This window comes from Pseudomonas sp. 21LCFQ010 (genome assembly GCF_024129905.1).
GTDB lineage: Bacteria > Pseudomonadota > Gammaproteobacteria > Pseudomonadales > Pseudomonadaceae > Aquipseudomonas.
This window is the reverse complement of sequence record NZ_JAMYDZ010000014.1, coordinates 112,841-124,614: the sequence shown is the minus strand read 5'-3', so window position 1 is coordinate 124,614 and position 11,774 is coordinate 112,841. Positions and strand designations below refer to the sequence as shown.

General features: G+C 56.0%; 14 protein-coding genes. 1 reads left to right on the top strand and 13 read right to left on the bottom strand.

Annotated elements, in window-relative coordinates; genetic code table 11:
* Positions 1-2 precede the first annotated feature (2 nt).
* The 12 genes from NJC38_RS17135 to NJC38_RS17080 all read right to left on the bottom strand — a co-directional run bounded on the left by NJC38_RS17135 (position 3) and on the right by NJC38_RS17080 (position 10,130).
* A complete protein-coding gene (locus NJC38_RS17135; protein WP_290447285.1) occupies positions 3-353 on the bottom strand; it encodes a TIGR03745 family integrating conjugative element membrane protein in 351 nt (116 codons plus the stop codon).
* 34 nt (positions 354-387) lie between these two features.
* Positions 388-627 carry a TIGR03758 family integrating conjugative element protein gene (locus NJC38_RS17130; protein ID WP_253116058.1) on the bottom strand — a complete coding sequence of 80 codons (240 nt, stop codon included), beginning with the start codon at positions 625-627 and terminating at the stop codon, positions 388-390.
* Positions 624-980: an RAQPRD family integrative conjugative element protein gene (locus tag NJC38_RS17125; protein ID WP_253116056.1), complete on the bottom strand. Its 357-nt coding sequence runs from the start codon at positions 978-980 to the stop codon at positions 624-626. Before NJC38_RS17125 ends, NJC38_RS17130 begins: the two co-directional genes overlap by 4 nt.
* Positions 981-1,203: 223 nt before the next feature.
* The gene (locus tag NJC38_RS17120; RefSeq protein ID WP_253116054.1) at positions 1,204-1,761 is read right to left on the bottom strand and encodes a hypothetical protein; all 558 of its coding nucleotides are present in this window, start codon (positions 1,759-1,761) and stop codon (positions 1,204-1,206) included.
* Between the two features lie 83 nt (positions 1,762-1,844).
* The gene (locus NJC38_RS17115; RefSeq protein ID WP_253116052.1) at positions 1,845-3,734 is read right to left on the bottom strand and encodes a hypothetical protein; all 1,890 of its coding nucleotides are present in this window, start codon (positions 3,732-3,734) and stop codon (positions 1,845-1,847) included.
* A gap of 542 nt (positions 3,735-4,276) precedes the next feature.
* Positions 4,277-5,029, bottom strand: coding sequence for a TIGR03747 family integrating conjugative element membrane protein (locus tag NJC38_RS17110; RefSeq protein WP_253116050.1), 753 nt, complete (start codon positions 5,027-5,029; stop codon positions 4,277-4,279).
* 5 nt (positions 5,030-5,034) lie between these two features.
* Positions 5,035-7,185 (bottom strand): type IV conjugative transfer system coupling protein TraD, encoded by a 2,151-nt coding sequence (gene traD / locus NJC38_RS17105; RefSeq protein WP_253116048.1) that lies wholly within the window; start codon positions 7,183-7,185, stop codon positions 5,035-5,037.
* Positions 7,186-7,683, bottom strand: a complete 498-nt coding sequence (locus NJC38_RS17100) for an integrating conjugative element protein (protein WP_253116046.1) — start codon at positions 7,681-7,683, stop codon at positions 7,186-7,188.
* A gap of 12 nt (positions 7,684-7,695) precedes the next feature.
* Positions 7,696-8,253: a lytic transglycosylase domain-containing protein gene (locus NJC38_RS17095; RefSeq protein ID WP_253116044.1), complete on the bottom strand. Its 558-nt coding sequence runs from the start codon at positions 8,251-8,253 to the stop codon at positions 7,696-7,698.
* Entirely contained in the window at positions 8,238-8,957 is a 720-nt protein-coding gene (locus tag NJC38_RS17090; RefSeq protein WP_253116041.1) for a TIGR03759 family integrating conjugative element protein, read from the bottom strand. The genes NJC38_RS17095 and NJC38_RS17090 overlap by 16 nt, the downstream gene beginning before the upstream one ends.
* Before the next feature lie 7 nt (positions 8,958-8,964).
* Positions 8,965-9,615 carry a hypothetical protein gene (locus NJC38_RS17085; RefSeq protein WP_253116039.1) on the bottom strand — a complete coding sequence of 217 codons (651 nt, stop codon included), beginning with the start codon at positions 9,613-9,615 and terminating at the stop codon, positions 8,965-8,967.
* Entirely contained in the window at positions 9,612-10,130 is a 519-nt protein-coding gene (locus NJC38_RS17080) for a PilL N-terminal domain-containing protein (RefSeq protein WP_253116037.1), read from the bottom strand. The genes NJC38_RS17085 and NJC38_RS17080 overlap by 4 nt, the downstream gene beginning before the upstream one ends.
* Before the next feature lie 359 nt (positions 10,131-10,489).
* Here NJC38_RS17080 and NJC38_RS17075 point away from each other — a divergent pair, with 359 nt between their 5' ends.
* A complete protein-coding gene (locus tag NJC38_RS17075; RefSeq protein ID WP_253116035.1) occupies positions 10,490-11,149 on the top strand; it encodes an Abi family protein in 660 nt (219 codons plus the stop codon).
* A gap of 33 nt (positions 11,150-11,182) precedes the next feature.
* Here NJC38_RS17075 and radC read toward each other — a convergent pair whose 3' ends face one another.
* Complete coding sequence (radC, locus tag NJC38_RS17070; RefSeq protein WP_253116033.1) at positions 11,183-11,686, bottom strand: RadC family protein; 504 nt, start codon at positions 11,684-11,686, stop codon at positions 11,183-11,185.
* Positions 11,687-11,774: the final 88 nt, after the last annotated feature.

Genomic DNA, 11,774 nt, shown 5'->3' with positions numbered 1-11,774 from the left:
CCTCAGAGAATTCCGCCGGCCTTGGTCAGCAGCCAGATAATGATCACCAACAGCACACCGCCGACGGTGACCGTCAAGCCGAACTGGCCCCAGGTTTTCTTGCCGGTCTGCACTTCCGAGTAAGTGCCGAACGCGTGATACGCCACGCCACAAAACGCCGCGACGGCGATCACCAGCCCCACCAGCGAGGCATAGTCGTAGATATAGTTTTTGAAGGTCTCGATCATGTTGGCGCCTTCGCCACGCGAGGGCGCATCCATATCCGGCAGGCCCGCCCGGGCCAGGGACGACACCAGCACCAGGCAAAACAGCCAGGCGCGAGTGAGGTGATGAGACAGTTTGAGTACAGTCATGAAAGGCCTCCAAAGCCCGAGAACGAATCGAAAATCAGCGCAACAGGAAGTAGCTGAGCACCGAGAAAAACAGCATCAACTTCAGCCCGAGCAGCGCGAGCTGCTCAAAATCCAGCCCACCCTTGCTCCAGCCGCGAAAGCCACTGCCCAGCGCCCAGGCGGCGAAAATCAACGCCAGAACCAGAGCTGCCCCCACGAACAGCAACGTGCTGTCCTGCGGCAGAAAACCGCCGCCGGCTTGAAAGGCGCTGGTCTGTGCCGGGGTCATGCTCATGGGGTAGGGGGCTGCGAACGGGTGTAATGGCCCGTCAATTCAGGCGGCGTTCGTGGTTGTGCGCGGATGGGTGTCTGGTAGGCCTTGATGCCTTGGCGAATGAGATCGAGTTCAGCGATGAGGCGTGGGTAGTCGAAGGTGTAGCGGGCATCGTCTGGTACGGGCAGCGCTTCGCTGCTGCGAGCCAGCCGCTCGATGGCGTCGAGCTGACGCAGGATCAGATGCAGATTGGTGGGCTCTGAGGCAGGGGAGTCGGCTTGAGTAGTCGCGCCGCAGAGGAGTATGGCTATGGCCAGGGTGATGGGGAGCCAGTGCTGGGTGCTGGACTGTGGGTTTTTGAGGGCTTGATGCATGGTTGTGTCCTGACGAAAGGGGTCAGGACATGTTGGGTTTTGAAGGGCGGTTAATCAGTTGAAAAACTGGTTTTGGGGCAGGAGCGTTTTTGGTACGACGATTGGCGATGGTTGTGTTTAGTAGGCCTCTGTCTCTGACAAACCTCCTGGTAGAGGCTAAGAAGTACTTGGAATTCAATCCGGTTAAAATTAGATGTGACGTTGTGAGGCTGCTACGGAAATATTAAGACGCCTCTAGAACTAATCGGATTTTTTCTCCTAGAGATTTTCCATCTTCGAAAAATTCGACGGATATGACCCTGTTCAAGCGATCTACCATGATAAACGCCCCCAGCAGGTAGCCACAAACGTGCTTTGGCAGCGTTTTTCCATCATTCGACCAAACTTCTTTAAAACTCTGTTTTGTTAGTGCGATTAGTCGGTTGCGATCTGATAGAATCTCCTGAGCTGATTTGTCAGGTTTTGCCATTTCTATGGCAATTAGATTGTCGGGTATCTGTTCTCCACGGCTGTGGAGGATCAGGTCGCACGTTACTTTGATGACCTGAAATTCGCCGCTAATGACCGTTTTTATCTCGCCATTCTGCTTTCTATTGTGTTCAGGATCGGTGTAATAGTCGACCAGCTTGAATTCGGTTAGCAGATGCTCGAACTGGTATCCCAATCGTGCACAAAGGTTGCGCTCTGAGACGTTACTGTAGATTAGAGAGGCGTCCTTGCGCAAGAACGCTCTGAGGCTTCGCTCGAATAATTCATAAAGTGAATTTTGAGAAATGTCCATTATCTAAGATCCAATCAAAATAAAGGGTGAATTTAACAAGGTTTATTTAAGGGGTGCTAAGTGAGGGCTTTCGTTTGGAGGTGTTAGTGAAATGTCTCGCATAATAAGTTTTCGCGCATTCTTTTCCATACTGGCTGGAGCATGTTTTTTGTCCATTTTAAATCGTCTATAGTGCAGTTGCTGTTTTCAATGCAGCAAATGAGTGATCGAAGTGGCATGTCTAGCATTGTTGAGCTAGGTGTGCGTTTGCTGTTGGGTTTTCTGATATCTGTCAGGCTTTCAATTAGAGGTTTTTGATTTAGGCGAAGATTGCTTCGGATGTAGTTGTGGTGCTGCTCAGGAAGGCGATGCGCTAAATTTTGAATGCAGCGCAGGATGCGGTCGAGCAGATCGTATTCAATGTCCGCCTGAGTGCTAAGACAGCTGAAGTGTAGCTGCATGGAGTGCAAGCAGCTAGTGAGTTGTACTGTTGTGGTTGCCTCTACTATATTTCTTACGCTGAACTGTGCTAGCGAAAAAGCATGGTCATCTATCGAAAAATTAGTAATGTCGTCTGTGAGCTTTTGAACTGGATTTTTCAGCCATGATAGCTTTTTTAAGGCTTCCTTTCGGTGCCAATTTATAACTTTTGGTAGGAGTGTTGAAAACAGCCAGTCATGGGTGAACTCAGCATCCCACTGTCCTCTCGGTCCCCAGTCGCTGGAAAGTTCGCGCAGATTGTTTGGGTTCCAGCCTATTATGACATTCGGCTCGTAGCGGCCGGTTGGCCCGCCTTCATCGTAAGCATATGAAATCAGATGATATCCAGCGTCCATGGCCGTCGTCGTTGTTGGTGAGAAAATTTTTAATGCGCTGTTGGATGCGTCGAAAATATGCTCGTCAGATTCGCCCCTAGCATAATCGTGTTTACTTACATACTCCATTATTCTAATCCACAGAGATCGTGGCAGGCTAACCAATGCATAGATCTGTTGCGATGTTCCGTTGAGCCGTTTGAATCGCAAGGATCGCCAGGCACTTTCCAATGTCTCCACTGCGGAGAAGTAGTGGGTCCATATCGTTTTTAGGCACCAGTCTAATTGTTCTAGCTCTTTGCTGTTTAAGCTTAATTGAAATTTCGATGTTGTGAGTAGAAAGCGATCTGGGGCACTCAACGGCAGGGTGAAAGGATTCTTCAGAGAATTGTGAGTATGTCCTGCCCATTGCAGCCATCGCACAAGATTATCTCCGTCAATTGCAAGCGATACGCCTGCTAGATTTGAACGGGCGAACGAAAGAATGGCAGAGACATGGGGGGACGTACGATTGGGTAAGATCACCTCCATTCTGACGCTCTCATTCTCGACAGTAAGGGGGTGGTCAGATTCGCTAATATAAGTATGACGGAAATTCGTTGGATCTTCGGTTGGCATGCTAAGGGTATAGCAAAATCGGTCACGGATTTCTTTGGAGAAAAAACGTTGGACAAGTTTTGGATTATCCCGAAGAAGTTTTTCGATAACTGCTCTGTCCCAAACCACAGCTTGAATGCCGTGTGACTCCATCTCAGCTTTTGCGAGGTGCCAAGCTTTCACGAGTTTAGGATTATTTTCGATGTTGATTGATGCGCAAAGAAACCAAATGCGAGAATCCTTTGCAAGTTGGCCATTTAAAAATTTTTTCTGCCAACTAAGAATGCTGGATGGTTTAACTGATCTCCAGTGTTTTACCTCTGCGACACTATATTTGTTTGCCTTGGCTGTTCTCCATATGATGTCGATTCCTTCCTGTGCCTGTCCAGATTTTCCATATTGGAATACTTGAGTGTCGAATCCGATGTACTGAAGTTCGATCATCTGCGCGCAAAGCATCTGAAAGCTTTTCCAGTGCATTTGCTCCCAAGGTAATTCCTCAAGCATTGGATTAATAACGTCGGTGACAACTGGCTCTGGAGCACCCAGCAAATTTTCTAGATCGATATCTTCGTAAATCATGAGGGGTCTTCGTTTTGTCTAAAATTGGCTTGTCAATCTGCCAAATTATCTTAGCAGGTGTCAATATGGACTTGGGGCGCGGATGAGCAAGATTATGGAAAGGATCTATCGTGCTCGCTTTGGGAATGACCTGAAAGCCTCTGTTGCGATTTTATGTTATATCTTGGTATGTGCTGTGGTTAGTGTGTTCTATATGAATGTAAGAGGGCGTTTTATATGTATTCATAGTGGGTGGTTATCTTGCTTTAATCGTAAGCCTGCTATGTCTAATATGAAGGATCGTTATCGGTCGAGACTTGTTTTTGTTCGTGCTTGTGTGGGGGGCGAATATTTGTGTGTCTATATGTGCGTTTTTGGGGGGGGGAGTTGGTGGGTGTTTATTATTTGGGTGTGATATGGCTTTTAATATTTTTGTTGTGCGCGTAGTGAGTTGTTTTGAGATGGGGTTTTGAGTTTTTGGACTCCCAGCCATCGAAGTGAGTTTCTAGTGGGTTTCCAGTGGTATTCTTGGGGGGGCTGTAGTTCATGAGAGAAATTTTAACTCAAAGATACTTCTTAAAACTCCCAACCGTAACGCTAACCATCACCCCCAGCGCCGCCGCACAGGGCATCAACACCAGTACCGGGCTGATGCTCACCGGCAACGCCAGATACAAAACCCAAGGCACCACTGCCAGCGGCACGATCATCATCTTCGCGCGATGGTAGATAAACCCTGACTCGCGCCCGGCGCCGAAGCGGCGCAGGTCGCGCCGCACCAGGCCGTCTACGACGCCGGTAAACGCGGCCATCAGGAACAGCGGCAGGCTCAAGGTGAGGATCAGCAGTCGGGCCAGGAAAGTCAGTACGGTGTATACCGCCGCCAGGCCGTAGTCCTCGACGTGCACATACAGGATGCCGAGATAGCGATGGATGCCCTGTGCCTGGCTGCCGTTGATTCTGGACTGCGCGGCTGAGTAGTTGATCCATTCGATCAAACCGGTCTTCTCGAAGGCCCAGCCATATGCGCTGTCAATCAACGCTTTGGCTGCTCGGCCAGGGTTATCCATCAGCAGGCTCTGTACGTAGCCTTTGGCGATCCAGCGCAGTTCGTGGTTGAGCATGTCGCGGGCGTGGTGCCAGCCTTGTTCGCGCCAGTAGAAGTACAGGCCAACCCACTCGATCAGGATGCTGACGACCAGTGAGCTCAACAGCAGCCCTATGAAGGCGAACGGGGCGGACAGGATGCGCAGCGGGCCTTTCTCGCGTACCTGTTGTTGCTGGGTACGGGCGTTTTGCGTGGCGTTATTGCTCATGGCGGTCAGTCAGTCTCCGGTGGCGTTTCGTCCAGCAGGTCGGCAGGCAGTTGGTCGGGCAGGGTGCGGCTGGCGGTGCTGGTCCACCATTGGCCGCCGCCGTCGATGTAGCTCTTGCGCATCTGTTGCGCGAGGGCCTGCAGGTTTTCGGGCATGACTTCATCGGGATCGGGTGCCGGCAGCGGCATGCGGACTTTCCAGAGGTTACCGCCCTCGATAAGCGCGAAGGCCTGGCCCTTGGGCAGGCTGACGATGTGTGCGGGTTCGATCAGTGGCACGCTGGTGGAGCTGACCCGGTCCTGGGTGTTGCTGGTGAAGTCGGTAGTGCCTGAGGGATCGGAGCTGTCAGTGGCGCCGCTTACCAAGGTGGTGGCGTAGACGTCGACCTTGGGTAGTTGCTTGGTCAGCAACTCGGCGGTGGCGGTCTCGCGCACCCGCAGCATGAACAGGTTGTTGAAGTTACCGACCACTTGCCCGGCCTTGGCACGGTTGCCGATTCGCGCTTCGATGTCGCTGATGGTCTGGGTGTAGGCGCTGACCTGAATGCCGGCACCGCCGCCTTTGTTGATCATCGGAATGAATTCATCGCCCATCAGTTCGTTGAATTCGTCGGCATGCAGGTTGATCGGAATCTTCTGTTCGCTGTTGGCACCGGGCAGCCCATCGTCGATGCCGAACTTGTAAATGTGGCCGGCCACCGAGACCAGGTCGGAGAACATCGAGTTGCCGACAGCCGCTGCGACTTCGGCATCTGACAAGGCATCCAGCCCCACGTAGACGATCGCGCGTTTGCGGATGATCTGCATCCAGTCAAAGATCGGCCGAGGGTCGTTGAGGTCGCTGTAGTTGGGCGAGATCAGCTCGGCCATGCGGCCGGTGGTGAGCTTTTCCAGCAGCGGCAGCAGGGAGGCGACGATCTTGTCGAAGTAGGTTTTGTCGTAGCGTACCGCCGAGCGCAGCCCGTCCATGACCGGATCGGCGACCCGGGTTTGTGACAGGTACTGGTCGATGGCGATGACGCGCTTCTGGCGGCCCTTCATGTTGAACGGAATGTTCTTGTCATTGAGCCCGCCCTCGATCTGCACGATGACTTCCCAAGCCTTGCTGTCGTGCCGGGCGAAGTAGTGACCGCTGTACTCGATAAACAGCGCATCAATGTTGATGACGTGGGTCTGAATCTTCATGTAGTCCGGGCGGATGCCCAGCTCGACCAGCGCCCGGGCAATGATGTTGACGAAGCGCCAGGCGAATTCGCGAAACGCCGCGCTGTTGCCTTCACCCGAGAGCTGGCCGGAGATCCGGCTGGCGACTTCCGAGATGCGTCCGAAGCGGCCAACGGCGTTGTAGCGCGACGAGATGTCGGGCCAGCCCAGGTGGAAGATGTAGAACTCACCCTCGCGGCCGGCACGCTTGGCTTCGACGTACATGCGCTTGAGCAGGTCGGCGTCGCCTTTGGGGTCGAAGACGATCACCGGCTCGAACTCATTCACCCCATTGACGCACTTCACCCGGCGTATGTCCTGAGTGATGAACAGTTCGGCCAGGCGGGTCTTGCCGACCCGCGTGGTGCCGAGGATCAGGCTGTGGCCAACCCGTTCGCCCAGCGGCAGCGAGACTTCCACTTCGTCGGGTTCCACGCCATGGATGCGTGGTGCGCCACCCACGGGTGGTAGTGGGCGTACCGGATTGAGCGGGCTGTCCCAAGCGGTTGCTTTGCTGATCAGCTTGAGCGTGGCCGGGGCATGTTCCAGGCGCTGCTCCAGACGCCTGGCAGCCTGGAACCACGGGGTAGGTTCGACATAGCAGCGAAACTCCGGGCGATAGGTCTGCATCAGGCGCTGGGTGTGGCGTTGCTCCCAGCGAAACCCCTGGCCAATGAACAGCCTCTGGTTGCTGACGGGCACGTTCTTGCTGGTCATCACATAGCGCGGCAGACGGCGGATGTTGCGCCGATAGCGGATGACACGCATGGCCTGGCGCAGCCGTACCCAACCAAAGCCCAGAAAGAACAGTGCGGCAGCCAGGCCGAACAGCGGAGACAGGGCCAGTGCCCACGGCGCGAAGACCGCCAGCCAGGCGCCGATCGCGCAGACGCACACGGTGTACATCTCCACGGGCGGACGTAGCAGGGCTTCGATGACGTGATCCTGAGCCATTTACTGCTCCAGCCCTGTGGCAGTGATCAGTACCGGGTAATGCTCCAGCCTGATCATCTCGGCCAGTTGGTCGCCGGCGACGGGTGCCAGGTGCAAACCATCGGCTAACTGACGCAGTGCTTGCAAGGCTGCCTGTTGTTCGACATTGACCACCAGCCCGACAGCATTCAGTTGCCGCAGTACATCGGCGCGCTGGACAAGCCAGGTTCGCGACAGCGGGTCGTCGCCAATCAGGAATAGTGGCTGCAGGCCGGGGGCTTGCAGAGTGCGGCTGGTCACCGGGCCGGGTGTGAGCCTGGGCGACCTCACCGGCAGCATGTCTGCTTCACCGTAAGGCTTTATCGGGATTGGCGGCAGGCTGGCCAGGGGTGATTGGGCTTCGCCGGGCAGCAGGTTCAATGCCTGGTAGTAAGGCTGGGCAGAGACGCCGCCCAGGTCCTCGACCACGATCAGTTCGGCGTATGCGCTGAGGGTGATGCTCAGTGTCAGTACAGTCATGAGAAATCTCACTTACAGGTCTCCTTGGGCATAGCGGGTGCCCCTGATGCGTTTCAGATGGCGGGCAAAGCTTTCCCGGTAACGCTGGGCAGGCCGGCCACCGGCAGGTCGGTGATAGCGGCCGGCGGCCTCGATCCAGTTGGCGGATTTGGGTTTGTGCTCAGCGAGAATTTGCGCGGCGATGGACAGGTTCAGGTAGGGATCCAGCGCATCGCAGGGGTGTGCGAGCCGCTGCCGTTGCCAGCCGATGTTGAGTTGCCCCAGCCCGGCATCGACCCGTTTGGCTCCCACCTCGGCGATGGCCTGCTGCAGGGCACTGCAGGCCGCTGCGCGGGTGGGGTAGCGGTAGGCGACAGTGGCCACGTTCAATGTCCATGGCCACGGGATCAGCCTGCCGCGCAGGGCGGTGCCACTCTCCTGCATGGCCAGGGCGTAGAGCACATCCGAAGGTACGGAGGCGGCATGTGCCGCAACGTGATAGGCCGGAGGCGGGATTTCTTGCGCCCGGCCTGGCGTAGTCAGCAATGCCAGGAGCAATGCCAGAGCTTGCGCCGTCATTGACGCACCCATTTGCCGTTGTGCTGGCGCAGCACGGCAGGGAAGTCGCCCTGACCGTCCAGCCTTACCCAGCGGCCCTGATCATGGTTCAAGGTGATTTGCTGGCTACGGACTTTCACCGGGTCGATGGCTGACTTGCGCGCCCAGGTACGGATTCGATCATCGTTTCCGTGGCTGTCGATCAGGTAGATGTCGAAGGGTTGATGGGTGCCTTGCATGCGTTTGATCAGTTCATCGCAGGCCTTGCAGTCCAGGGTCACGAACACGGCTGCCCGGTTGTTGGCAGTGACCGGAGAAACCTGTGCGGCGCTGCCAATCAGATTGACTGGCAGGATGTCCGGGTACAGCCGTTTGTAGGCTTGGTCATAGGCATTCTGGTAGGCCAGCAGCTTGGTGACTCTGGCGGTTTCCATTTGCACCTGCAGCTCGGCATAGCGGGTACGTTCCGCGTCGTCTCTGGCCTCGATGCCCAGCGCCGAAAGCGGGTCCAGATGCGGTGACTGCAGGCCCAGCGGGCCTTGCATCAGATCCTTGAAGCGTGCCCATTCGGTTTCATCCAGCCCCCAACGAGCGGCGCTTTCAAGGCTGGACTGTTTGACTTGGCTGGTTTGGGCCTCGGTCGTGTCCGTTGCCGTGAGGGCCGTCTCCGGTGCGGCATGTACCGTGTGGGGGAGCAGGGCAATCAGGGTCAGTTGGCAGAAAAAGAGGATTCGCATGGGGGCCTCAACGAATGTCTATGGACTGGCGAACGCCGTCGGGTTGGATGAAATGCGCCTTGCCCGCTTCAAGCGCTGTCAGTTGCCAGCCTTCGCGGGCATCACCCTGGCGCAGCAGCACAACCTCATTGAGTGAGCTGTTGTGATGGGCTGCCACAGCAAGGAAGGCTTCTGAACCGCGCAGCTCGAAACCAATGACGGCAAACGGCGGCCTGGCAGGCTGCGCCTGTCTGGCGACTGGTTTGCGCACGATGGGGTGGGTCGGCTGGGCCTGGCGCGCTTCGAGGACTTTCTGCAACTGGGCGATCTGGCTCTTGATCTGTTCTGCCTCAGCTGCCAAAGCAACCAGTTCTTGCTCCAGTTGCAGGCGGGCTTGTTCGGTGGCGGATTGGTTGGCCAGGGTTTCGATTTTCTGGCGCAGCTCTGTTTGATCGGCCTGGTAGCGGGACAGAGTGATCAGATTGGAACTGATCAGTTTTTCCAGCTCAGTGCGCAGTTCACCTTGCTGGTCCGCCAACGTTTCGAAACTGGCAAGCGTCGGGGCCGATTCCGAACCAGTGCTCAGCGTCCTGAGCTTCACAGCCAGCACGACCATCGAGCAACTGAGGATGAACAGAATGGCAACGTGGAACGTGGAAATTCCCGGCTTGAATTTCATTGCTGGGCACCTGCAGCAGCCGCTTGATGCTCTGGCCGCACGCTGAAACACACTTGCCGATCCAGGTCATCCACGTCCAGTTGCCAGGTTTTGCCGGCAAGCATTTGCAGCGCTTCGCGTAACGGGATCGGCCCCAGTCGGTAATGTGCGGCAGGCAGAGGCAAGGCAAACAACCTGGCCGTTGCGTCCGCCGCCGGGCACAACTGATAACCGGAGCGGCGCAAGGTATAGGTCAGCGCGTCCTGGACCGTGGGCGCCAGATGATCGGGTATGCGGATATCCACGATCTGGCGCAGCAGATCCTGTTGGTCGGATCTTGGCGCAGTGCTTGCTAAGGTGTATCGGTCAGAGCGAATGAAGTAAGGCCGCAGTCCTTGGTTGTGTATTGAGGCTGAAGGGTAGACAACGGGCTGTGCCGGTTCGTGAGGTGTCGTGCTGCAGCCGGCCAGCAGCAGGCAGATGGCTAATGAGGCTACCGGGCGGTGGGCCGCGAGTGGTGCGGTGATCGAGGGCATGCGCAGATTCTCCACAGGGATGTGGGGAAACCTTGGCAAAGTCGGGACGATGAAACCGCTGGAAAACAGGTCTGGGGGGTGAGCCTTTTACGGGCTCTGCAAGATGATGTGTAGGACGCGCCTGAGACTGTTGTAGGGATCGTCTAAAGATTGGCGGATAGAGACAGCGGCAGGTTGAGGCTGGCTATGATCGGGGCCGCCTCTCGACAGGGTTCACCTGACCGGAAATGAAAAAGGCCCATCTAATGATGGGCCTTACATGTGTCCCCGGGGGGAGGCCGAAGCCAGCAAATTCCCAGAGCAATCGAGGCAATTCTATTGCTCAGTCACCGGCCAGGTCAAGGAGTCGCCAGTTGCTCATGAGTGTCGATGATGCCAAAGCCGTCGAGCTGGCTCTGTCCAGAGACCGGCTCAGCACTTATCTCGGAATGCCCAAGGCGCGCAGCACCGAGCAGGCCATCCGGTTGTATGTCTGGAATGCCCAGGTTTCAGGTGCATTGATGCTGGCGCAGCAAGTCTGTGAAGTTGTGGTACGCAATGCCGTTTCCGATGCTCTGTCTGCCGTGTATGGCAACGCTTGGCCATGGGCTGCGGGGTTCGAGCGCAGCCTTCCCGGCAGTACCTCGGGTTTCAGTTTGAAGAATGAGCTATGTGCTGCCCGGAGCAAGGCTACGCCAGGCCGAACCAGTACCGTGGTTGCGGAGTTGAAGTTTGCCTTCTGGATTCGTCTGTTCGCACATCGTTTTGAGAGCCGGGTATGGGCCAGTCAAATCCATCGGATGTTTCCCGGTCTGCCTCAAGGCATGTCAGTCACGCAATGCAGAGAAACGCTCTACAACGAACTGGAAAGCGTACGCAGCATCCGTAACCGGATCGCTCACCACGAGCCGATCTTCGCCCGCAACCTGTTGGCCGACTACGAACGGATGCACAGGCTCGTAGCCTGGCGCTGTCCGCGAACGGCCGCTTGGCTTGAGAACATCGAGGCGGTCAGGCACACGGTGCTCAGCAGGCCATAGAAATGAAAAAGGGGGCTGGAGCCCCCTTGATGATTACAGCAGACCGCATTCAACGAACGATACGGTTTGCTGCCCTGCCACGATGATGTGATCCAGTACTGCGATTTCCACCAGATCGAGGGTCGTCTTGAGCTTTTGGGTTATGTCGATGTCCAGCGTACTCGGTTGCGGATTACCGCTTGGGTGATTGTGCGCAATGATCACGCCGGCTGCGTTGTGCTGCAGTGCTTCTTTAAGCACCTCGCGTGGGTGGATATAGGCGCTGTTGATCGAGCCTCTGAACAATTCTGCATAATTGATCAATTGGTTTTTCGAGTCCAGAAACAGCACTGCGAAAACCTCGTGTTCAAGGCCCGCCAGTTTCATGACCAGATAGTCTTTGACCGGTTGAGGAGAGGCGAACGATGCCCCGCGTTGCATCTTGATATCGATGGCATGGCGTGCGGCTGCCAGAATCTGATCCGCTGATGCCAGTGCATAGCGTTGTGAGGCCTGACGGCCCGTGTTGCAGTCTTGCAATGTGTAGAGTTCGGACATGATGCAACTCCAGTCTGAAACGGAGCGCTCATGCCCTGAGGGCAAGAACGCCCCTGATGGGAAATGGGGCAGTGTGATGGGGTAGGGG

Excerpts from the sequence above, each read along its gene's own strand:
- NJC38_RS17120 (WP_253116054.1), bottom strand. The coding sequence starts at position 1,761 with ATGGACATTTCTCAAAATTCACTTTATGAATTATTCGAGCGAAGCCTC.
- NJC38_RS17125 (WP_253116056.1), bottom strand. The coding sequence starts at position 980 with ATGCATCAAGCCCTCAAAAACCCACAGTCCAGCACCCAGCACTGGCTC.
- NJC38_RS17110 (WP_253116050.1), bottom strand. The coding sequence starts at position 5,029 with ATGAGCAATAACGCCACGCAAAACGCCCGTACCCAGCAACAACAGGTA.
- NJC38_RS17100 (WP_253116046.1), bottom strand. The coding sequence starts at position 7,683 with ATGACTGTACTGACACTGAGCATCACCCTCAGCGCATACGCCGAACTG.
- NJC38_RS17115 (WP_253116052.1), bottom strand. The coding sequence starts at position 3,734 with ATGATTTACGAAGATATCGATCTAGAAAATTTGCTGGGTGCTCCAGAG.
- NJC38_RS17075 (WP_253116035.1), top strand. The coding sequence starts at position 10,490 with ATGAGTGTCGATGATGCCAAAGCCGTCGAGCTGGCTCTGTCCAGAGAC.
- traD (WP_253116048.1), bottom strand. The coding sequence starts at position 7,185 with ATGGCTCAGGATCACGTCATCGAAGCCCTGCTACGTCCGCCCGTGGAG.
- NJC38_RS17135 (WP_290447285.1), bottom strand. The coding sequence starts at position 353 with ATGACTGTACTCAAACTGTCTCATCACCTCACTCGCGCCTGGCTGTTT.
- radC (WP_253116033.1), bottom strand. The coding sequence starts at position 11,686 with ATGTCCGAACTCTACACATTGCAAGACTGCAACACGGGCCGTCAGGCC.
- NJC38_RS17090 (WP_253116041.1), bottom strand. The coding sequence starts at position 8,957 with ATGCGAATCCTCTTTTTCTGCCAACTGACCCTGATTGCCCTGCTCCCC.
- NJC38_RS17085 (WP_253116039.1), bottom strand. The coding sequence starts at position 9,615 with ATGAAATTCAAGCCGGGAATTTCCACGTTCCACGTTGCCATTCTGTTC.
- NJC38_RS17095 (WP_253116044.1), bottom strand. The coding sequence starts at position 8,253 with ATGGGTGCGTCAATGACGGCGCAAGCTCTGGCATTGCTCCTGGCATTG.
- NJC38_RS17080 (WP_253116037.1), bottom strand. The coding sequence starts at position 10,130 with ATGCCCTCGATCACCGCACCACTCGCGGCCCACCGCCCGGTAGCCTCA.
- NJC38_RS17130 (WP_253116058.1), bottom strand. The coding sequence starts at position 627 with ATGAGCATGACCCCGGCACAGACCAGCGCCTTTCAAGCCGGCGGCGGT.